Genomic DNA, 21,147 nt, shown 5'->3' with positions numbered 1-21,147 from the left:
ATCCCCCTACTAAAACAGTTAAATAATAGATACACTATTTTTGACCAAAATTAATAATAAGAGAATAAAAAAGTCACTCTTGGTCAGCCACTTAATATATAAAGAAGGAAATAAAAATGTCATATACTACTGAACAATTACAAGAAATCCGTAATAAATATGTTGCAAGAGGCGTTAGCAATGGCAATCTTAATATTGCAACTTCTGCTAAAAATGCCACTATTACTACCGAGAAAGGTGAAGAATTCATCGATTTTGCCGGTGCTATCGGTGTCATGAACGTCGGTCACAGTCATCCTAAGGTTGTTTCAGCAGTCAAAGCTCAACTCGATCATTTTACCCATCCTGGGTTTAACGTCATGATGTATGAAGGTTACTTAGAAGTTTGTAAACGTCTTTGTGAAATTACAGCAGGTGATCATGATAAAAAAGCGATCTTATTTAACACCGGCGCTGAAGCGGTTGAAAACGTTGTCAAAATTGCCCGTAAATTTACAGGGCGTACTGGAGTGGTTGCATTTAATCGAGCATTTCATGGTCGTACAAACCTCACAATGGGAATGACTAGTAAGGTTAAGCCCTATAAAGTTGGCTTTGGTCCTTTTGCTTCTGAAATTTATCAAGCACCATTTCCATACACCTATCAACGTCCTGCACATATGAGTGAAGAAGAGTATATTGATTATACAATTCACCGCTTTGATCAATTCTTCAAAGCAACAGCATCACCAGAAACCATTGCTTGTTTGGTCATGGAACCCGTTCAAGGTGAAGGTGGATTTATTGTTCCTCCAAAACGTTTCGTTGAACATGTATATAATTTCTGTCAAAAAAATGGAATTTTATTTGTCGCAGATGAGATCCAAACAGGTTTCTCAAGAACTGGTAAATTATTCGCAATGGAAAACTTCGGTATCGTTCCTGACTTAATGACAACATCAAAATCATTAGCGGCAGGTGTTCCATTGAGCGCAGTAGTGGGCCGAGCTGAAGTTGTTAATGCCCCAAACCCTGGTGAACTTGGAGGCACATTCTCAGGAAGCCCTCTTGCATGTGCTGCCGCACTTGCAGTAATGGATATCGTTGAAGAAGAAAAACTGAACGAAAAAGCCGAAGTTCTTGGTGCAAAACTTGAAGTATATCTAAAAGAACAACAAACAAAACACGCATTTATTGGCGACATCCGCCGTCTTGGTGCGATGGTTGCAGCAGAAATTGTTCAATCACCAGAGACGAAAGAGCCTGATGCAGCTAAAACAAGTGCAATTACAAAATATGCTAATGATAATGGTTTATTACTTCTCTCTGCCGGCATTAATAGTAATGTGATCCGCTTCCTTGCACCATTAACGATCACAGATACAGAGCTTGAAAAAGGTCTTATGATCCTTACTGAGGCCTTGAATCAATAAACAAGAATTTACCCTCTGCTTTACAATCCCGAGTGACCGACTATCACTCGGGATTTTTATTCTTGAAGTGCTTTATAAATTGATAAAAAACCACTAGGCAATTACCTAGTGGTTCAGATCATTATGATCTTTTCATCCATGAAGTAACCATCCTTTATTACTATTTCCTCAATTTAGCTACATCCTTGTATGCTTTATCCATCAAGTCATGGCTAAATTTTCCTTATAAATTCCTATTCGATCATTATATTTTAGAGAATTAATCCGTTTAGCTCCCATGCGAGTTTTCCATAACACCAATATATTCTCCTCATAATACGCATAAACTCTAATTAATTTTATATATTATTAATATAATTAATATTTATGATTTTTTAGTTGAATAAAGATATTAGCAATTACTTTTTAATAGGATTTATCAAATAATTAAAGAAAAATCGATCTTGAACTCGTCTCCCTCTTGCTCTATGATAATTCTTTGTTCTTTTTATGCATTCCTAGGATCATTTTTTTGAAAATTGTAGAGGCCTTACAAAAATATTTTGGTTATTCCGCATTTCGAGAAGGACAAGAGGCGCTCATTAATGCCATATTATCAAATCAAGATTGCTTAGGAATTATGCCGACGGGCGGAGGAAAATCTCTCTGCTACCAAGTCCCTGCGCTATTATTACCCAACATTACTCTCGTTATCTCACCGCTGATCTCTTTAATGAAGGATCAAGTCGATGCGTTAGCAGAAATTGGCATTCCTGCAACCTTTATTAATAGTACGCTTGAAGATACTATTTTGCGAAACCGTTTAATCGAAATTCGTCAAAAACAATACAAGATTATCTATATTGCCCCTGAAAGACTAAACAGCTATCTTATTCGATCACTCTTTAGTGCACTTCCAATCAGTTTTATTGCTGTTGATGAGGCTCACTGTATCTCTAAATGGGGACATGATTTTCGACCCGCTTATGGTGAGATTACAAATTTTGTTCATCAACTTCCCTATCGACCACCGATTGGTGCCTATACTGCAACTGCAACGCATGATGTTATCAGTGAAATTAAACAACTACTGCAATTACAAAATCCCGTTGAGTCCATTATTAGTTTCGACCGCAAAAATCTAACTTTTGAAGTCCGAAAAGTTTCTGATAAACGCCGCTATATTATCGATTTTATTCGCCGATATTACTCCAAAGAATCAGGAATCATCTACTGTGCAACTCGCAATAATGTTGAGCGATTAACACAATTTCTTATTGATGAAGGTTTCCAAGCACGTGGATATCACGGCGGGATGAATCACGAGATGCGCACAGAAAATCAGAATGCCTTTATCTTTGATGAAGTTCAAATTATTGTCGCAACAAATGCTTTCGGAATGGGGATTGATAAATCGAATGTCCGTTTTGTAATTCATTACAATATGCCACAAAATATGGAATCTTATTATCAAGAAGCAGGACGAGCTGGACGCGATGGGGAGCCGGCACATTGTCTATTAATGTATTCTCCAAAAGATATTTCAAACCAAAAGTATCTTATTGAGAATAACGAATTTATCACAGATCCAGAACGCAAAAAAATTCTATATGAGAATTTACAAGCGCTCATTGATTATTGTCATACAGAAGATTGTTTACGTGCGGAAATTTTGCACTATTTTTCCGAAGTGCCGCAATTTACTCAGTGTAATAATTGCAGTAACTGTACAAATACTGTACCAAAGATCAACATTACTATTGAAGCACAAAAAATTCTCTCATGTGTCTATCGTGCTGAGCAAAACTACGGTATCACCACAATTATTCAGATTCTTCGCGGCTCTAAAAATCAACAAATTATTGAACGCTCACTTCATAAACTCTCTACCTATGGGATTATGTTGGAGTATTCAGAGCGCTCTATCAGAGAAATGATTATGACGCTCATTGCCCGTGGATATCTCTACCAAACCCCAGATGCTCGCCCGATTTTAAAGCTACAAAATAGTGCCAAAACAATTCTGAAAGGCGAAAAACAACTCTTCCATCGACAAGACTTAATTGCTCATCGAGAGTTTCACAATCCAGAAAAGCATTATCACTCTCCTCTTTATGATAAGCTTCGTGAACTTCGATTAAAACTTGCTAAAGAACGTGATGTACCAGCGTACACCATTTTTAATGATGCAACTTTACGAGAGATTGCGCAACGTAAACCCCAAAATCCAGCACAACTATTACAGATCAAAGGAATTGGTCTTAAGAAACTTGATCAATATGGAAAACTCTTTATCAGTACCATCCAAGAATTCTCATAATTTAAAACTTCTATCAATGCAAACTTATCCATAAAATGGCTCAATATCAGTCTATTTAACATTTGGTGACAAACTTGTCTTTTTTATCTAGAGATGATGGGCATAATCATGCACTTCAAAACCTTGTAAGGCATGAGCAAAGTTTTTCCCAACCGCTAGCACTTTAAATCGCTCCCCCATCTCTTCAGGATGAATCAGATGTTGAACACGTTTAGAGACTTCGTACCATGCGATTTCATTATCCCCAAGCTCGGATTTTGTTACTTCTACCAATTGTTGAATCTTATTGCCAAAAAGAAAATACGCTTGGGATGTATAACCTAAAAACTCCAAGCCCATATCAACAAGAATTGTCGCAACATGGCTGAAATTTACATTTGCAGTTAGATCTTGTAAACCAGGATAAAGATAAAAATCTTCATGGGCGCGATGTTTATAATGTGCGATTAATGTACCCGTCGTACGCTCAGGACGATAATATTCCTTCTCATCATAACCATAATCAATAAAAAGTGCGACCCCACTATGCAAATGTTGAAAAAGTGGTGAAAAAAATGCTTCAAAATCTGGACAATACTCGCTTTCATAACCGTCCGGAAACTCAAATCCTTTCTCTAAAAGTGATTTATAAAAGTCTGTTAATGCAGAATCAGCTTCACGTAATTGAGACACAAAACGAATGCTTTTCTCAACGTCATTGTGCTCAATTGCAACATCAACATAGAAAGGGCTATTTTCAACAACTCGAAAGCGTTCAATTGCCAATGCATCTAATACCTCATTAGCGAGAATAACACCTTGCCACTCTACTTGAGGCGGTGTATCTAACCATTCAACACAATCAATAATGTGTGGTAATGATTCGGCAATACTATTTTTTTGGCGCTCTCTTAGATTTGGAGATATTTCCAGAATGTAATATTTATTGGGTAAGCGTTGTTGCAAGTCAAGATACGCCAGAATATCGCGTGCCATCGTACCATCTCCCGCACCAACTTCTAAGATATCGTATCGCCCCCCTAACTGATCAGCAATTTCAATAACCTGATTCCCAAGTGATTGAGAAAATAGAGGAGATATTAACGGTGCCGTAATAAAATCACCTTCCCGTCCAAAAACCGATTGTGGTCCGGTGTAATAGCCATATTCAGGATGATACAGTGCTAAATTAAAAAATCGAGAAAAAGGGATTGCTCCACATTCACCGATCTCTTGTACAATTTCAGTCGCTAATTGAGTTGAAATGGCCAATTCCTTCTTAGAGGGAACGGGTAATTGTTCATCCTTGTTCATTGCAGACGTTGTACCCACGATAACTCCTTCCTAATTTTTCAACCTATCCATCTTAAGATCACCCTCTATAAATGCCACTATTTGATCTAATTCTATGCAAATTAGAGAGGAGTAACTGTTCCAAACCCACGGCTATTTCTGCTCACTTTTACATCTTGTCCGGGGTAAACATTTAACTCACCGGTGACGATAACGGGTATATGCCCTGTATCTTTTGTTTCGATATCCACTTCGCTATTACCCTCTTCGTTTACCACAATAGAGGCAACGCGACCTTCGCCTGAATAACTACCTCGACCATCTTCGATACCTGTTGCACAAGCGGTAATAATAAAAAGCGATGAAATTAATAATACGATTTTTTTCATTGTTGTCTCCTTAAATTCTGTTATTCATTCGAAAGCCTATTGCTTTATAAAAATTAATCTCCCTTATTTTTCAATAAGAGAGATTTGAAAATTCTTTTACTTTCACAAAGTTATTGTTCTGAACCACCATTTCCCGCTGTCGCCGGTAAATCATTATTTCGACGTGGACGTCTTCTTCGATTTGTAGGACGTCGCACTCCTTTACCACGAGGTTGCTTTGTTTCTTCAGCCGCTGGCGTAACTACATTTGGTGCAGATGAATCCGTGGTCTTTTTAGGGGCTTCCTTCACAGGCTCACTAGTAGCGGTTCCGGATACTTCTCCATCTTCTTTACGACGACGCGGAATACGTCTTGGGCCTTTTACACCACTATTTCGATGATTACTCTTCTGTCCGCTGGTACGAGGTCCTCGTGTTTTACGATTATGATAAGCACGTTTTTCAACCGTTACTTCCGGCATTACTAAAATATCTTCCGTAATCGTTTCAACAGGAATTTCTTCCTTAATATAGTCTTGAATATCCATTAATGAATAAACATACTCTTCACAGGCAAATGTAATCGCCGTTCCTTCAGCACCCGCCCGTGCTGTTCGGCCAATACGATGAACATAATCTTCCACATCCTGGGGTAAATCGTAATTGAAAACATGAGAGACTTCGGGAATATGCAAACCACGGGCAGCAACATCTGTTGCAACCATAATAGAAAGTTCGCCATTTTTAAATTCTTCTAACAGCTTCTCACGACGATTTTGCGGAATATCACCTGATAAAACTGCAGCTTTATAACCATTAGCATTTAACGTATCAAATACTTCATCTGCTGCACGTTTTGTGTTCACAAATACAATAGAACGCTCTGCTTGCTCTTTCTTTAACAAGCCAAAGAGTAGTTTTAATTTTTCATCCGATGAGACATGATAAAGACGCTGTTTAATTCTTGATCCAGTAACTTGCTCTGATTCGACCTTAATGGTCACAGGATCATGCATATGCTCATAGGCAAGCTCTAAAATTCGTTGAGAAAAGGTTGCCGAAAAGAGCATATTCTGACGATCAGTTGCTTTGGGCATCTGTCTCAATAAGAAACGAATATCATTAATAAAACCAAGATCAAACATGCGATCAGCTTCATCTAATACAAAAACTTCTACGTTTCGAAGATACAATTTCTTCTGTTTGAAGTAATCTAAAATACGACCGACTGTACCAATCACAACATCAGGATCTGATTCTAAAGCTTCATTTTGTGCGCCATAAGCAGCTCCCCCATATAGAAGAGCATATTTAAGGCCCGTATAACGGCCGAGCATTTTAGCATCTTCATGGATCTGAACGGCAAGTTCGCGTGTAGGTGCCATTATAATCGCATAAGGCCCCTTTTTCCCTTCAACAACCGGCACTGTCATTAGGTGGTTTAACGTCGCTAACAAGAATGTCGCAGTTTTACCGGTTCCCGTTTGAGCTTGACCCGTAACATCTTTCCCTTGCAATAAAATAGGAAGTGCCTTTTCTTGAATCTCGGTACAGAACTCGTAGCCGTTATCCGCTAAGCTCTCCTTTAGCGAATCATGTAAATTTAAATCTGCAAACTTCGTGGAAGTTAAAAGTGGTTTTCCCATAGATGACGACCTAAACCCTCAATATTTTTAATTTTAGACTTTTATAATAAAAGTTTTCTATAACATCGTTTGAAAAATTTATCATTCTCAAACCTTGTCATTTACCTTGTTTTCAGTTGTAATAACTTTAGTATTATCATATTTTATAACGAAATTTCCAAATCTAATTTTGGAAAGATCGATCAAAATCTAGAAAGGAGACCCTTTAATGAGTAATTTAGTCAACGCAACGGATGCGACTTTCGAAACTGAAGTATTAAAAGCAGAACTTCCCGTTTTAGTAGATTTCTGGGCTGATTGGTGTGCGCCTTGCCGTATGATTACTCCAATCGTTGAAGCTGCTTCTGATGAGTATGCTGGCAAATTAAAAGTCGTAAAACTTGATGTGCAAAATAATCAAGAAACTGCGGTAAAATTCCAAATCCGTGGTATTCCAGCGCTAATGATTTTCAAAAATGGTGAGATTATTGGGCAGCACGTTGGTGCATTAAATAAAGCACAATTAGCACAATTTATCGATAGCAACATTTAAATTGCGATAATCGAGCGGTTATTAACCTAATAATAACTTAAGGCTATACAGCTGATTTTTTAATAAATCAGCTTTTTTATTGCCAACGATAACAATTTAAATAGTTCTCAAAAAACATTCATCACTTTATTTTAGTTATAGGAACGATCTATTTATCCCATAAATAAAATCGTTTTCATAATTGCTTTTTCAGTATAATACGCCTTTCTAGATCATGAAGGAACCATCTATTCCTTCTTCAATATACAACTAATGATGAGGGTGACCATGGAATTAGTAAACACACTCAATAATACAATCACAGATTTAATCGAGCGCAGTGCGGATCTTCGGAGGTATCTTTGACTTCGATGTAAAACAAGAACGTTTAACCGAAGTTTTAATGGAATTAGAAGATCCGAATATTTGGTCTAATAATCCTGAAAAAGCCCAAAAATTAGGGCAAGAGCGCGCTACACTCGATGAGTTTGTTAATGGCATGCTCCAACTCGAAACAAGTCTAAAAGATGCCAAAGATCTTGTGGATCTTGCTGAGATGGAAAATGACGAAGAGACGCTTGAAATGATTCAAGAAGATCTTAAAGATTATCAAAAAATAATCGAGGGATTTGAATTCAAGCGTATGTTTAGCGGCGAAATGGATGCCTCTAATGCGTTCTTAGATATCCAAGCCGGTGCTGGCGGCACAGAAGCCCAAGATTGGGCTTCGATGGTTTTACGTATGTATCTGCGCTGGGGTGAAGATCATGGTTTTAAAACTGAATTACTTGAAACCTCACCCGGCGATGTTGCCGGCATTAAATCTGCAACCATTCGCTTTGAAGGGGATCATGCTTACGGTTGGTTACGTACAGAAACGGGCGTTCATCGTCTTGTGCGTAAATCCCCTTTTGATTCCAATAATAAGCGCCATACTTCATTCTGCTCTGTCTTTGTATCACCAGAAATTGATGACAATATCGAGATTGAAATCGATCCATCCGATCTTCGTATCGATGTTTATCGTGCATCTGGTGCCGGTGGGCAGCACGTCAACGTCACAGAATCCGCTGTGCGTATCACCCATATCCCTACGGGTACGGTTGCACAATGTCAAAATGAACGCTCGCAACATCGTAATAAAGATGTCGCAATGGCACAATTACGCTCAAAACTCTATGAACTTGAATTACAGAAAAAACGCGATGCAGCAGAAGCATTACAAGATTCTAAAGCTGACGTAGGCTGGGGAAGTCAAATTCGATCATACGTTCTCGATCAAGCCCGTATTCGTGATATTCGTACAGGCTATGAAGTCGGTAACCCACAACCAGTACTGGATGGTGATTTAGATCCATTTATCGAAGCAAGCTTAAAAATGGGTTTATAAACCCAATAATGATAGCAAATCTTGTTGCACAAAAACCAATCAATCGAAAGGAGCGATAGTTATACTATTAGCTCCTTTCTAGCTAATATGGCGTGAATATTTGTGCTGTTGCGCCCCTCTTAAATAGAGATTTTGATACAATGACGCTCTTATACTAAAAAAATAACAGGTCATTGCCGAGATATTTAATGCATCTAAAAAGGAATAATCCATGAGTAAAGAGAAAAAACAATTTGTCTGCCGTGATTGCGGAGCTATTGCACCCAAATGGTCAGGACAATGTTTAGAATGTAAATCATGGAACTGTATTGAAGAGATGGTGATCGAAAAAACACCCACTCGCCTATCTGGTTATTCGGGGACGGCCGGCTCAGAGGGTGTACAAATTCTTACTGATGTTCAAAAAGAGGAGTTAACGCGTTTTTCAACGGGGCTCAATGAACTTGATCGCGTATTAGGTGGCGGATTAGTCTTTGGCTCAGTGGTCTTAATTGGAGGAGATCCAGGAATTGGTAAATCGACGATTCTCCTCCAAACATTAGTGCATTTAAGCCATCAAAATAAGAAAGTACTTTATGTCACCGGTGAAGAATCACCAAGTCAAGTCGCCCTTCGTGCTGACAGACTTCAATTAGATGGTTCTAAATTGCAACTTCTCTCAGAAACAAATGTTGAAAAAATTCTACGCGTTGCCGAACCAATGAATCTTGACGTGATTGTGATTGACTCTATTCAAACAATTTTCACAGAACTTCTCAATTCTGCGCCGGGTAATGTGGCACAAGTTCGAGAAAGCACCGCTCTCCTCACTCGTTTTGCTAAACGTACGGGCGTGTCAATCTTTCTAGCCGGACATGTAACCAAAGAAGGTGCGATTGCTGGCCCAAGGGTACTAGAGCATATGGTAGATTGTGTGCTCTACTTTGAAGGTGAAGTGGATTCACGTTTTCGAATTATGCGCTCATATAAAAATCGATTTGGCGCATTACATGAAATTGGTGTTTTTGCAATGACTGAAACAGGTCTACGCCCTATTAGTAATCCTTCTGCAATCTTCCTTTCCCGTCAACCTGAACGAAGCTCTGGTAGTGTAATCATGGTCACGCGTGAAGGAACTCGCCCTCTACTCATTGAAATTCAATCTCTTGTGGATGATTCACTTGGGGGACAACCGCGTCGGGTCACCTTGGGATTAGAGCAAAATCGTCTAACGATGTTGCTAGCGGTTTTACATAGACATGCAGGCATTGCAATGATGGATCAAGATGTCTATGTTAATGCCGTGGGGGGCGTCAAAGTCACTGAAACTGCATCAGATCTTGCGGTTATTGCCGCCGCATTCTCGAGCTTTCGTGATATCACTTTACCTGCTGATTTAATTATTTTTGGAGAAATAGGACTCGCCGGAGAAGTTCGCCCAGTACCCCACGGTGAAGAACGTCTAAAGGAAGCAGCAAAGCATGGATTTAAACGTGCGATTGTACCAATCGCCAATAAGCCTAAAAAAGAGATTTCGGGAATGGAAGTTATTGGTGTGGCGAAAATCAGTGAACTTATGGATCATCTATAAATACTTAAAATCAATTTACCAATGTTATGTTAATATTTTAAAAGGTAAATTTAGGGTTATTTACATCATATTTTTGTCTCAAGACATTAGACTACGATAAAATAGGCCTTCTGTTTAATGAAATCTCATTTTAAAACATAAGGTCAAAATCATGCCACATGCTCCACAAACGAATAGTCAATTCAATCTTGCTTGGATTCGTGTTATTGCACTCGCAATTGCAGCATTTATCTTCAATACAACAGAATTTATTCCGATCGCTTTACTAACTGATATTGGCGCTAGTTTCGATAAAACTGCGGAACAAGTCGGAATAATTATCACAATTTATGCATGGATTGTTGCGCTCTCTTCACTTCCCTTGATGCTACTCGTAGGGAAACTTGAACGAAAAAAGCTTCTAACCTGTGTATTTGTGCTCTTTATAATTAGCCATCTTATTACTTTTTTTGCTAGCCACTTTTGGATATTGGTAGTTGGACGAATGGGAGTTGCTTTTTCACATGCGATATTCTGGTCAATTACCACAGCTCTTGCCATTCGTGTCGCCCCTCAAGGTAAACGCGCACAAGCACTCGGAATTTTGGCGACAGGAACAGCACTTGCAACCGTGCTAGGTATTCCACTTGGACGCATTATCGGTCAACTTGTTGGATGGCGTTATACATTCCTCCTCATTGGTTTAATTGCGCTTGCAACATTGGTTGTACTCTATCTGCTATTACCCAAATTGCCTAGCCAAAACGCCGGCTCTGCAAAGAGTATTCCAATGCTTTTCAAACGCCCAGCATTTGTTGGTATCTTGATAATCACTACCATTGTCGTTTCAGCACACTTTACGGCATATAGTTATATTGAACCTTACAGCGAATTAGTCGCCAAAATAAGTCCCAATAAAATCACAATTTTGTTACTAATATTTGGCGGTGCAGGGATTATTGCAAGTATGATCTTTAGTCGCCTCAATGCTCGATTTCCACTGCTTTACCTTCCAGGAGCGATAGCTCTTCTATCCCTTACGCTACTTGCTATTATTCCTATAACCTATATGAGTAATGGTATTCTCTATCTTTCTATTATCTGGGGAATCGCATTTACCTCTATTGGTTTATTACTCCAGTTGAAAGTATTAGAATTAGCGCCCGATGCCACAGATATTGCTATGGCAATTTATTCAGGAATCTTTAACGTCGGTATTGGTGGCGGAGCACTCATTGGGAATCTTGTTATTACCCATATGGGCGCTGCTGATATTTACGCAGGTTTATCGAATGTGCCATGGGTTGCTTTCATTATTAGTATTGCGGCACTTATTGTGGCAATTTTTGTCTTTTCCCGCTATCGCCAAGCATTCTTAAAAGGTGCCCAAGCAACACAAGGTATCGTCATTCATTAAAATAACAATATTGAGAACTTAACTTATGAATAAAACAATGAATTGGGTATTTATTCCCATCACTATTATCGTCATCATTGTCGGCTTTATGATGGTTGGTCATTACAATACAATGCAAACAATGTTGGAAAACCAAAAAGCCTCGGCAGCAGAGATTATCAACCAATACAAACGCCGAACGGACCTAATCTCTAACCTTGCGAATACTGTTAAGGGCTATGCCGATCACGAACAGTCTATTTTTACGGATATCGCAGAATCTCGTGCAAAAATTGGGCAGATGCAAATATCAGCAGAAGACTTTCAAGACCCTACAAAATTAGAAGCCTTTGAGAAAGCACAACAAGGTTTAAACGGACAGCTATCGCGTCTATTAATGATTACTGAAAACTACCCTGATCTAAAAGCAGACCAAGCATTTACTAAATTAATGGTCTCTCTTGAAGGTACTGAAAATCGCATTGCCGTTGCCCGTAATCGTAATATTGATGCAGTACGCCAATATAATACAATGATTAAGACATTCCCCTACTTGATCACTGCTAAAATGCTTGGGTTTGAGGCATTACCACAATTTAGCGTGGATGATCCGAATATTGATCAACCGCCGGTTATCTCCTTCTAAAACAATTTTCAGTTACATAAATAATCGATAGACAAAAGCCTGTCATCTCCATGACAGGCTTTTGTAATATTCAAACTATAATCTCTTTTGTACTAGCAACTACTCAATATAGATAACAATATCTTTAAAGTTTTAGTGCTAATGGGATAATCTCTTCGAGGGTTAAGCCTGGTTGCATAACCTTATTGACACGTTTCTTCGCTTCTGTTTGGTTATATCCCAAACTCACAAGAGCCTCAATCGCATCATCGAGCACATTACCGGCCATTGGTACCAAATTACCATCGCTATTCGTTAATAGATCTTCAGTAACATCGGTTGGTGCAAGTCCCTTCACTTTATCACGAAGCTCAATTAACAGTCGCTCAGCAGTTTTCTTACCGACCCCAGGGACTTTTGTTAAGCTGACCAGATCCTCATTTTGTATCACTCGATAGAGCTCTTCGGCAGATAAACCCGATAAAATTAAGATCGCACTTTTAGGTCCAATACCCGATACTCTGATAAGCAGACGAAACGCTTCACGTTCTTTTGTGTTGGTAAAACCATAAAGAAGACTTGCATCTTCTCGAACAACATGATGAATCGTTAATTGCACTTTATCACCTTCATTCGGTAACAGGGCAAAACTGCTCATCGGTAATTCTACTTCATAACCGACACCACCAACATCAATCAATGCTTGGTTTGGCAATCGCTTCTCTGCCAAAATTCCGATTAGACGACCAATCATAATATTCCTTCCATTCGTTGATGAAATGCATGTGTCAATGCTGCCGCAAGAGCATCCGCAGCATCTGCTTGCGGTCTTTTATTAAGCTTTAGAAGACTTTGAACCATATGTTGCACTTGCTCTTTTTCAGCATGACCCCGACCGACAATTGTCTGCTTAATACGCGTTGCCGCATATTCAACAACCTTTAATTCTGCCATTGCTGCAGCACAAATTGCAACACCACGGGCTTGTCCTAGTTTTAAGGCAGATTGAGGATTTCGATGCATAAAGACCTCTTCAATAGAGAGAATCTTCGGACGATAGAGCGCGATCAACTGATCAACGCCCTGAAAAATCGTCAATAGTCGCTCAGACATTGGTACTTCTGTATTCATACGAATACAACCAGAATCGACATATTGTGGATTCCGGCCACTGACATCGATAATCCCATATCCTGTAATGCGGGAACCAGGATCGATTCCTAGAATAATCATCTATTTAAAAATTTGCTCTAAAATCTCATCTGAGATATCCGCATTTGAATAGACTTTTTGAACATCATCAAGATTTTCTAACGCTTCAACCATTGCCATCACTTTTTCAGCAGCTTCAGCATCAATAGAGACATTATTATCAGCATATTGAGTCACTTCAGAATCTTCTGGTTCAAAACCGGCTTCAACCATTGCATTGTATACTTCTGCATAGTTTTGAGGGGTCGTTAAGACTTCAATTGAACCATCTTCGTCTACCACGACATCTTCAGCACCAGCCATAATTGCAGCTTCCGTAATACCATCTTCATCTGCACCTTCTGGATAAGATAAAACACCCAATTCACGAAATTGGAAAGCCACAGAACCATCTGTCCCTAAATTTCCACCATATTTTGTAAATGCATGACGCACTTCACCTGCCGTACGATTACGGTTATTCGATAAACAATCAACCATAACAGCAACGCCGCCCGCACCGTAACCTTCATAACGAATCTCTTCATCGGGTGGACCATCATTGATGCCTAAACCGCGATTAATCGCGCGTTCAATAGTATCTTTTGGCATATTTGCGCCATAAGCTTTATCAACTGCTAAACGTAAACGTGGGTTTGCATCAGGATCACCATTTCCTGTTGCCCGTACTGCAATAGTGATTTCACGAATTAATTTTGTAAAAATCTTACCGCGTTTTTTATCTTGAGCACCTTTACGATGCTGGATATTTGCCCATTTACTATGACCTGCCATATCTATCACCCTTATTTTACAAGAGAATAAAAGAGGACATTCTACCATAAAAATGGAATTTTTTTAGCGATGATTATTCGCGCTCTTTTACCTAATTTAGAGTAATTTAGCCTAGTTCAAATCAGATATTGGTTCATGCCTTTGCTTTTCTAAGTAATAATTATCTAGATTTCAAAAAGAGCGATAAATAGTATTAGGGGCAGATGAAGATCTTTGTTAAGCTTAATAATTGTCGAATTTATCTCACGCTTTTAAAATATTTAAAATACTTATGTTCCAAACACTCATCTGGGTTTTACTGCCGCTTTTCATCGGTTTTTCGATTCCACTTAAAAACCGTTCCATAATTAAAGCAGTTGATATCACACTCATTGCACTCATCTACATAATCCTCTTTATTATGGGGCTAAATCTATCGATGATTCCAAATCTCTGGGAACAATTACAATCGATATTTGGTAGTACATTAGTCTTTATTGTGGCTATTTTAGGATTAAATATGATTGTCATGTTATGGCTTGATAAAAAACTTCCCATGAACCTTAAAACACCTGAACAAAAAAAACAGTCAACTTGGCATTCACTTTTAGGCTCATTGAAACTTGTTGGAGCAATCATTTTAGGTTTAATTATTGGACTCTGCGCGCGTGATTATCTCTATATTCCAGAACACTTAACAGAAATTGCGTTACTGTTTCTTCTAGTGTGTGTGGGTCTTCAACTTCGTGCAAGTGGCATCAGACTTAAAGCAGTATTTCTCAATCGCTATGGATTAATATTGAGTTTCTTCTTTATTCTCTCCTCCTTTGTCGGTGGAATAGTTGCGGCCTTGATCCTTAAAATGCCTGTTGTACAGGGTTTGGCAATTAGTTCAGGATTCGGTTGGTACTCGCTTTCTACCATTATTTTGCAAGATGCCTATGATCCAATTATGGGTTCCATCGCCTTTTTTAATGACCTATTTCGCGAATTCTTTGCATTTATGGTAATTCCGATGATTATTAAACGCTATCCTCTTGCAGCTGTCGGTTCTGGCGGAGCAACATCACTAGATTTTGTTTTACCGGTTATCCAAAAAAACGGAGGGCCGCAAGTAATTCCTATCGCTATTAGCTTTGGTTTTATCACCAATATCTTGGCACCCATTTTCTTAGTGTTTTTTGCAAATCTCTAATGCAATGACTTAAATTGAATATTATCTCGTTCACTAACGAATTAATCCTGAAAATGGATCATTATCATTTTTGTTCGTTGAAGTATTGCGATGATTATCACTGTTAGCCTGCACTTTTTGGGGAGAGTTCGCTTTAATATCTGATTTCGCATTCACTTGTACCTGCGCTACTTTCTCTTTTTGCGCTTTTATCATACGCGCTTCTTCTCGATTATTCTTCCGAAAAAACATAAGAAGAATTTGGAAAAATAGTTGAATGACAACAGCTAACCCAAGGTAGATAATCGCCGCGTCATAAAATGTTAATAGATCAGCACTCATAAAAGAGATTGCCAATAGCGTGCCTAAGCCATCTCCACCGATAAAGGCAATTAACACAGTACCTGATAATAATCCCATTACCGTCGTTTTAAAACCAAGAAGAATCGCTGTTGCTATATTCGCCTCTTCACTCTTGTTTTGCAGGTTCGCATAGACATACGATGAAAATGTGATCGAACCCCAAACTGCTAAGATCAGGAAAGATAGCTCTTGCCCATCCCAATCAAAATGAAAATCTCCAACTGCTGCGATCAAAAATATGATAACGATTAAGGGGAAAATACTTAAAATACCAGCGGCTAATTGAACAAGGAAAGCAATAAGCGTAAAAATTATATTGTGACTGGACACAAAAGCTGAGCATAAAATACCAAGCAGTGCTCCCGCCACCAAGCTTATAAAACTTGCTCCCAATAATGTTCCGATCGTTGTTTCTAGATAATCGGTTAGGATCGCTTGATTTGCCAACATGCTATTTAAAATTTGTTCCATTATTAGTTCTCTTAATTTCCTATCGGCTTTGGCGATAATTTATTTATTGAGGTTTAAAGTATTATAAGTAAAAAAATAGCATCCATTTGAAATTTGGATGCTATTTTTAATAAATAACTTCAAGATGGATTTATCAAGCCTGTGTCACTTCCGCTCCAACAGGATCTGGGATTAAGAAGGAAACAACAAATGCAATACCCGTAATGATTAATCCAAGTAACATTCCATTACCATATCCTTGCATTAAGTCAGTCGATACAACTAACATTGCCGGTAATAATGCAAAACTTAAGCCTGCACCGAGATGAAATGCTGCGGCATTCATACCCGGTAAAAACCCTGGGTTTTCTTCTGGAGAGAGAACAACCCCAAGACCGTTGAGCATAATGTTTGCCGTTCCTGCATAAGTAATACCCACTAACAACGTACCAAGAATCATGATAGACAAGGAATTAAGTCCCGCAAACATCAAGATTAAAATACCAATCACGCTTCCGATAAGCCCTAAACGCAAAATACGATTATAGCCATAAATAGGCGCTAGACGACCTGTGAATGGCCCAATCAACCAACCAATTAATGCGTAAGGTGCTAAGAGATAAATTGCTGTTTTATTGGCAGTAAATCCAAAGCCGATATCACTATTTTGCGCAAACGAGACAACTAACCCATTCACAATAGCAAAGATTCCGGTCATCGTAAGTACTGTCGTCAACAAAAGTGCCCACGTTGAACGTTGTTTAAGGTGAGTAACAGTAACGAGCGGCTCCGCAATGCGTTTTTCCGTTTGAATAAAGAAGAAGAATGCGATAAGCGCAACCACAAATGCACCAATCACGATGAACCAATTTGCACTCATTAGCTTTCCTGCCTCATTCAACCCTACAAGGAATCCTGCCAAGGTAATAACGAGGAAGAAAACACCAAGCCAGTCCATTTTTTGACCTTGGGATGGCATAGACTCTTTTACCCCTTTGATAATAAAAGGAAGTGTAATCGCACCAACGGCTGCAATAAACCAAAATACAGGTCTAAAGCCAAAGTTGGTCGCAATATATCCTCCTAAAAAGGCATCTATACCCGCAATACCACCATTCACAGCAGTGATAATTCCCATTAAAATTCCGTAACGCTTTGGATCTTTTACTTCTGAATGAAGCATTAAAAGACAAAGTGGTACAACTGGGCCTGAAAAACCTTGAATAATACGAGAGATAAAGTAGACCTGAATATTGGGAGTAATTGCAGAAAGAACCGCCCCTAATGTCGTGACTAAAATTAGTAAAAAGAGAATTTTTTTTCGCCCAACAATATCACTCAAACGCGGAATGAAGATCGAAAAAAGTGCCGCTGACATAAAGAATGCTGTCTGTGATAAACCGACAACCGCTTCAGTCGTATCAAGCTTTTGAGAAATAGTCACTAAAACAGGATTGAGCATAGAAGCATTTAATTGGAATGCCATACATGCCATTAAAAGCGCGATCATTAAAGGAATAACGCTCTGTTTTTCAGTAGAAACGTGATTCGTAGCGATCGTTTGCGCATTATGCGTCATAGTCCACCTCACCAATCAGTTCGAGCGCCTCAACGATTAGATCCCAAAAATATGCATGATTTAATTTCACAGCAACTTGCGTATGGCAATCTTCGCTCGGTGGTTTACGGAAATCTGCAACCGTCATACCTAGTGTTAAAGTCCCAGTTAGCTCAATATCAATAGGTACTTTTTGTGTAGTCATCACTGAGGGATCAATAACATATGCAACAGCACAAGGATCATGTACTGGTGGGTACTGGAAGCCTTGTGCTTTTTCGTATAACACTCCAAAGTGCTCTAAAAGCTCAACGACAAATTTTGCCGGTTTCGTACCTATTTTACTGATTTTTTCAATCACATCAGGGGTTGCTAATGCTTGATGTGTTAAATCTAATCCAACCATTGTTAATGGCCATTTCTCGTTAAACACAATATGCGCTGCTTCTGGATCAATTTTAATATTGAATTCTGCAACAGCACTCCAGTTTCCGACATGATAACCACCGCCCATCAATACAACTTCTTTGACACGCTCTACAATTTTTGGCTCTTTACGTGCAGCCATTGCAATATTAGTTAAGCCTGCTGTTGGTACTAAGGTAATCGTTTTTGGTGGGTGACTCATAATCGTATCAATAATAAGATCAACCGCATGACGTGGGTCGAGCTCTAAATCCGGCATTGGCAATTGTGGACCATCTAATCCAGACTCTCCGTGGACATCCGGTGCCGTTTCAACTTCGCGAACAAGTGGTCTTGCACAGCCCGCCGCAAAGGGTACACCGGTAATATTAGCAATCTTCGCAACTGCTCTAGCATTACGTGTAACTTTCTCTAAAGTTTGATTCCCTACAACAGTGGTTACTGCCACTAACTCAATATTTGGATTTCCATGGGCAAGAATCAATGCCATTGCATCATCATGACCAGGATCACAATCTAAAATAATCTTTTTAACCATCTTCTATTCCTTTGTTCGAGATAAATAGGGATTATAGAACTATTGTAGTCTACTCGTAGTTTTTCGACCATTCTCTGAAGAAAATATATTCGCAATATCTCATTTTGATCATCTATTCGATGTACTACAAAAGGAAAGCTTGAAGGTTCATAAAATCCCATATAATATATAAAAATATATATTAAAAAGTCTCAATACATTTATTTAGAATTAAAAAAGGAAATACTCATGTCTCGGAATATTGGAAAAACAGACGCAACTATTCGGATTATTATCGGAATTATTCTCTTAAGCTTAGTGGTGATCGGCCCTAAAACCCTTTGGGGCTTAATTGGCCTAGTGCCACTTTTAACAGGAATTATTGGTTATTGTCCGCTGTATCCAATAATTGGCATTAATACCTATAAGAAAAAGTAATAAAAAAGAATAATTCTCAAAAAATTTCGTCAAAAATAATAAAAGCTCACTTCACTTAGTGAGCTTTTTTCCACTCAGATTTTTAACAATAATTACTTTTTATCATCAAGTTCTAATGCATTACGAATGATGAAAAATAGATCTGTTTGATCAAGTAAACCTGTTACATTTGCCACTTGTGGACCGTACGCTGCGATACGAATTTGGCTACCTGTATGATTTTGTGATTCCGATACCGTGTTGCTGTAATTCACTGTCATAGGGCTTCCTTCAAGCGTAATCAACGTTTGTGTTAACCCCGGTGCATCAGCACCTGCTGGGATAATTTGGCTTGAATGAGCATGGTCGGCCGTCACGATGATTAAGGTGTCACCATGCTTTTTCGCAAATTCAAGACCCACCTGTACAGCTTCATCAAGGTCAACAGTTTCACCAATTTGGCCACATGCATTTGCTGCGTGATCTTGTTTATCAATTGAGGCGCCTTCAACTTGAAGGAAAAATCCATTTTCATTAGCACTTAAAACTTCAATCGCTTTTTCAGTCATTGCAGCAAGTGTCGGTATATCTGAAGTTCTCTCTGGATTAACGATACATTTAACGGCTTCTTTCAATGCGCCGCCCTGTTCTGCTTTTAGCCCTTTCCAACGAACAGGCATATTTCCTTGAGCAAAAAGGCCGAGAATAGGTTGATCTTGATTAGCTGTTTTCACAGCTTGCAGTTCATCAAGATTGGTAACGATTACAAAACCTTCTGATTTTGCTTGATCAAAAAGTGTTTTATCTTGATATTCGCCTGCTTTAGCAACTTCATTGAATGATTTTGAACCACCACCTAAGGTGATATCCGCGCGAGTTGTAATAAGTTGTTCAGAGATTGAACCTAATCCACCATTTTCTAAAGCAATATCTGGACAAAGCTTCGTAGTTGATTCAGGTGAATAGCATTTTCGGCGAGTAATATGTGAGAATTGCGCCGCTGGTGTTGCATCTTGAATTTCTGATGTCGTGACATTTCCTGTTGCTAATCCTGCGTCTTTTGCTAGCTCAAGGAGCGTAGGAAAAGGTTTACCATTAACATCAACCCCTAATGCCCCATTATATGTTTTGACACCTGATGACCAAGCCGTTGCTGAAGCCGCTGAATCCGTTACATAATTTGGTTTTTTAGTTTTTTTCATCAAGTGCGTAATGGGTGTATTGACCGGTAAATGGTAATGCATCAATCCCTTTAAAAAAACCACCGGCACCCTTCGCATAGTTACGCGCAACTGTAATTTCAGAATCGCCCATTCCATCACCAATGAAGAGAATGACATTTTTAACATTTTGTTTCTGCATTTCTGCTTTTAGTGCATCAATTTGATCACCTTTTAACCGCGTTGCCCCACCTTTCTCCGCGATATTATCTTTTGCAGCACGGTCAAACAATATAGGATCATCTGCCATTGCTTGTGTTGCTAAAGTCGTCATTAATAACGTCATCATCACTTTACGAGCGATCTGTTTTTTTAGGTTTACAGCCATCTCTAAATTCCTCATTGAATACCAGAAGTCACTATATAATTTAAAATCTCCTACTACATAATTGAGCATATGAGAAATTTATGACAAACCGATAACAAAAAAGAATCTTGTTAAACTCTCCGGTTCAATAAACTTTAGATTATTAAGATAGAACCGCTAATCAGTAGTTACAAATATAAATAACTGATTAATTAAAAAACGCCATATACTCGATCATAACCATCCTCTATGGCGTTTTAGAGTCACTATTTATATTAAAAA

Annotated in this window: 18 protein-coding genes and 1 pseudogene; 9 read left to right on the top strand and 10 right to left on the bottom strand. The window is 38.7% G+C overall.

All coding sequences use genetic code 11. From position 1 onward, the window contains the following. Positions 1–116 precede the first annotated feature (116 nt). Together gabT and recQ are read left to right on the top strand one after the other, a co-directional pair. Entirely contained in the window at positions 117–1,412 is a 1,296-nt protein-coding gene (gene gabT / locus ACPF7B_RS01275) for a 4-aminobutyrate--2-oxoglutarate transaminase (RefSeq protein ID WP_490505828.1), read from the top strand. Between the two features lie 511 nt (positions 1,413–1,923). Further along, positions 1,924–3,711 (top strand): DNA helicase RecQ, encoded by a 1,788-nt coding sequence (recQ, locus tag ACPF7B_RS01270; RefSeq protein WP_490505827.1) that lies wholly within the window; start codon positions 1,924–1,926, stop codon positions 3,709–3,711. 87 nt (positions 3,712–3,798) lie between these two features. Here the strand turns inward: recQ and ACPF7B_RS01265 are convergent, their stop codons facing one another. The 3 genes from ACPF7B_RS01265 to ACPF7B_RS01255 all read right to left on the bottom strand — a co-directional run bounded on the left by ACPF7B_RS01265 (position 3,799) and on the right by ACPF7B_RS01255 (position 6,997). Further along, positions 3,799–5,022 carry a class I SAM-dependent methyltransferase gene (locus ACPF7B_RS01265; protein ID WP_490505826.1) on the bottom strand — a complete coding sequence of 408 codons (1,224 nt, stop codon included), beginning with the start codon at positions 5,020–5,022 and terminating at the stop codon, positions 3,799–3,801. Positions 5,023–5,105: 83 nt separating this feature from the next. Further along, on the bottom strand, positions 5,106–5,372 hold the full coding sequence (locus tag ACPF7B_RS01260; RefSeq protein WP_490505825.1) for a hypothetical protein: 267 nt from the start codon (positions 5,370–5,372) through the stop codon (positions 5,106–5,108). Between the two features lie 110 nt (positions 5,373–5,482). Next, positions 5,483–6,997, bottom strand: a complete 1,515-nt coding sequence (locus ACPF7B_RS01255) for a DEAD/DEAH box helicase (protein WP_490505824.1) — start codon at positions 6,995–6,997, stop codon at positions 5,483–5,485. Between the two features lie 208 nt (positions 6,998–7,205). Here ACPF7B_RS01255 and trxA point away from each other — a divergent pair, with 208 nt between their 5' ends. From trxA to ACPF7B_RS01230, 5 genes are all read left to right on the top strand, one after another. Continuing rightward, on the top strand, positions 7,206–7,529 hold the full coding sequence (gene trxA / locus ACPF7B_RS01250; RefSeq protein WP_490505823.1) for a thioredoxin: 324 nt from the start codon (positions 7,206–7,208) through the stop codon (positions 7,527–7,529). Positions 7,530–7,796: 267 nt separating this feature from the next. Next, positions 7,797–8,898, top strand: a protein-coding gene (gene prfB, locus ACPF7B_RS01245; protein ID WP_490505822.1) for a peptide chain release factor 2 whose coding sequence is annotated in 2 segments (ribosomal slippage) — positions 7,797–7,871 and positions 7,873–8,898 — 1,101 coding nt in all. Because the reading frame shifts where the segments join, the coding sequence is not laid out codon by codon here. A 211-nt stretch (positions 8,899–9,109) separates the two neighbouring features. Further along, positions 9,110–10,468 carry a DNA repair protein RadA gene (radA, locus tag ACPF7B_RS01240; RefSeq protein ID WP_490505821.1) on the top strand — a complete coding sequence of 453 codons (1,359 nt, stop codon included), beginning with the start codon at positions 9,110–9,112 and terminating at the stop codon, positions 10,466–10,468. Positions 10,469–10,619: 151 nt separating this feature from the next. Beyond that, positions 10,620–11,864 (top strand): sugar transporter, encoded by a 1,245-nt coding sequence (locus ACPF7B_RS01235; protein WP_490505820.1) that lies wholly within the window; start codon positions 10,620–10,622, stop codon positions 11,862–11,864. A gap of 25 nt (positions 11,865–11,889) precedes the next feature. Beyond that, on the top strand, positions 11,890–12,489 hold the full coding sequence (locus tag ACPF7B_RS01230; protein ID WP_490505819.1) for a LemA family protein: 600 nt from the start codon (positions 11,890–11,892) through the stop codon (positions 12,487–12,489). 124 nt (positions 12,490–12,613) lie between these two features. Here the strand turns inward: ACPF7B_RS01230 and ruvA are convergent, their stop codons facing one another. From ruvA to ACPF7B_RS01215, 3 genes are read right to left on the bottom strand one after another with little or no spacing between them, the layout of a single operon-like run. After that, positions 12,614–13,222: a Holliday junction branch migration protein RuvA gene (gene ruvA, locus ACPF7B_RS01225; RefSeq protein WP_490505818.1), complete on the bottom strand. Its 609-nt coding sequence runs from the start codon at positions 13,220–13,222 to the stop codon at positions 12,614–12,616. Continuing rightward, a complete protein-coding gene (gene ruvC, locus ACPF7B_RS01220) occupies positions 13,219–13,701 on the bottom strand; it encodes a crossover junction endodeoxyribonuclease RuvC (RefSeq protein ID WP_490505817.1) in 483 nt (160 codons plus the stop codon). Before ruvC ends, ruvA begins: the two co-directional genes overlap by 4 nt. Then, positions 13,702–14,454 (bottom strand): YebC/PmpR family DNA-binding transcriptional regulator, encoded by a 753-nt coding sequence (locus tag ACPF7B_RS01215; RefSeq protein ID WP_490505816.1) that lies wholly within the window; start codon positions 14,452–14,454, stop codon positions 13,702–13,704. A gap of 271 nt (positions 14,455–14,725) precedes the next feature. Here ACPF7B_RS01215 and ACPF7B_RS01210 point away from each other — a divergent pair, with 271 nt between their 5' ends. After that, positions 14,726–15,628 carry a LysO family transporter gene (locus ACPF7B_RS01210; RefSeq protein ID WP_490505815.1) on the top strand — a complete coding sequence of 301 codons (903 nt, stop codon included), beginning with the start codon at positions 14,726–14,728 and terminating at the stop codon, positions 15,626–15,628. A 33-nt stretch (positions 15,629–15,661) separates the two neighbouring features. Here the strand turns inward: ACPF7B_RS01210 and ACPF7B_RS01205 are convergent, their stop codons facing one another. The 3 genes from ACPF7B_RS01205 to uriH form a co-directional block, all read right to left on the bottom strand. Continuing rightward, on the bottom strand, positions 15,662–16,441 hold the full coding sequence (locus ACPF7B_RS01205; protein WP_490505814.1) for a hypothetical protein: 780 nt from the start codon (positions 16,439–16,441) through the stop codon (positions 15,662–15,664). A gap of 133 nt (positions 16,442–16,574) precedes the next feature. Continuing rightward, a complete protein-coding gene (gene uriT, locus ACPF7B_RS01200) occupies positions 16,575–17,999 on the bottom strand; it encodes a uridine transporter UriT (protein ID WP_490505813.1) in 1,425 nt (474 codons plus the stop codon). After that, positions 17,989–18,942 (bottom strand): uridine-preferring nucleoside hydrolase UriH, encoded by a 954-nt coding sequence (uriH, locus tag ACPF7B_RS01195; RefSeq protein WP_490505812.1) that lies wholly within the window; start codon positions 18,940–18,942, stop codon positions 17,989–17,991. Before uriH ends, uriT begins: the two co-directional genes overlap by 11 nt. 228 nt (positions 18,943–19,170) lie before the next feature. Here uriH and ACPF7B_RS01190 point away from each other — a divergent pair, with 228 nt between their 5' ends. Further along, positions 19,171–19,359 (top strand): YgaP family membrane protein, encoded by a 189-nt coding sequence (locus ACPF7B_RS01190; protein ID WP_490505811.1) that lies wholly within the window; start codon positions 19,171–19,173, stop codon positions 19,357–19,359. 92 nt (positions 19,360–19,451) lie between these two features. Here ACPF7B_RS01190 and phoA read toward each other — a convergent pair. Beyond that, positions 19,452–20,886 (bottom strand): annotated as a pseudogene (phoA, locus tag ACPF7B_RS01185) (alkaline phosphatase). Positions 20,887–21,147 lie beyond the last annotated feature (261 nt).

Source organism: Ignatzschineria sp. 22MB058224 (genome assembly GCF_058188435.1).
The sequence above is the reverse complement of the archived record's forward strand: the minus strand, read 5'-3'. Positions and strand labels throughout refer to the sequence as shown.

Coding starts and splice junctions, on each gene's coding strand:
- gabT (WP_490505828.1), top strand. CDS start 117: ATGTCATATACTACTGAACAATTACAAGAAATCCGTAATAAATATGTT.
- ACPF7B_RS01260 (WP_490505825.1), bottom strand. CDS start 5,372: ATGAAAAAAATCGTATTATTAATTTCATCGCTTTTTATTATTACCGCT.
- ACPF7B_RS01255 (WP_490505824.1), bottom strand. CDS start 6,997: ATGGGAAAACCACTTTTAACTTCCACGAAGTTTGCAGATTTAAATTTA.
- trxA (WP_490505823.1), top strand. CDS start 7,206: ATGAGTAATTTAGTCAACGCAACGGATGCGACTTTCGAAACTGAAGTA.
- radA (WP_490505821.1), top strand. CDS start 9,110: ATGAGTAAAGAGAAAAAACAATTTGTCTGCCGTGATTGCGGAGCTATT.
- ACPF7B_RS01235 (WP_490505820.1), top strand. CDS start 10,620: ATGCCACATGCTCCACAAACGAATAGTCAATTCAATCTTGCTTGGATT.
- ACPF7B_RS01230 (WP_490505819.1), top strand. CDS start 11,890: ATGAATAAAACAATGAATTGGGTATTTATTCCCATCACTATTATCGTC.
- ruvA (WP_490505818.1), bottom strand. CDS start 13,222: ATGATTGGTCGTCTAATCGGAATTTTGGCAGAGAAGCGATTGCCAAAC.
- ruvC (WP_490505817.1), bottom strand. CDS start 13,701: ATGATTATTCTAGGAATCGATCCTGGTTCCCGCATTACAGGATATGGG.
- ACPF7B_RS01215 (WP_490505816.1), bottom strand. CDS start 14,454: ATGGCAGGTCATAGTAAATGGGCAAATATCCAGCATCGTAAAGGTGCT.
- ACPF7B_RS01210 (WP_490505815.1), top strand. CDS start 14,726: ATGTTCCAAACACTCATCTGGGTTTTACTGCCGCTTTTCATCGGTTTT.
- ACPF7B_RS01205 (WP_490505814.1), bottom strand. CDS start 16,441: ATGGAACAAATTTTAAATAGCATGTTGGCAAATCAAGCGATCCTAACC.
- uriT (WP_490505813.1), bottom strand. CDS start 17,999: ATGACGCATAATGCGCAAACGATCGCTACGAATCACGTTTCTACTGAA.
- uriH (WP_490505812.1), bottom strand. CDS start 18,942: ATGGTTAAAAAGATTATTTTAGATTGTGATCCTGGTCATGATGATGCA.
- ACPF7B_RS01190 (WP_490505811.1), top strand. CDS start 19,171: ATGTCTCGGAATATTGGAAAAACAGACGCAACTATTCGGATTATTATC.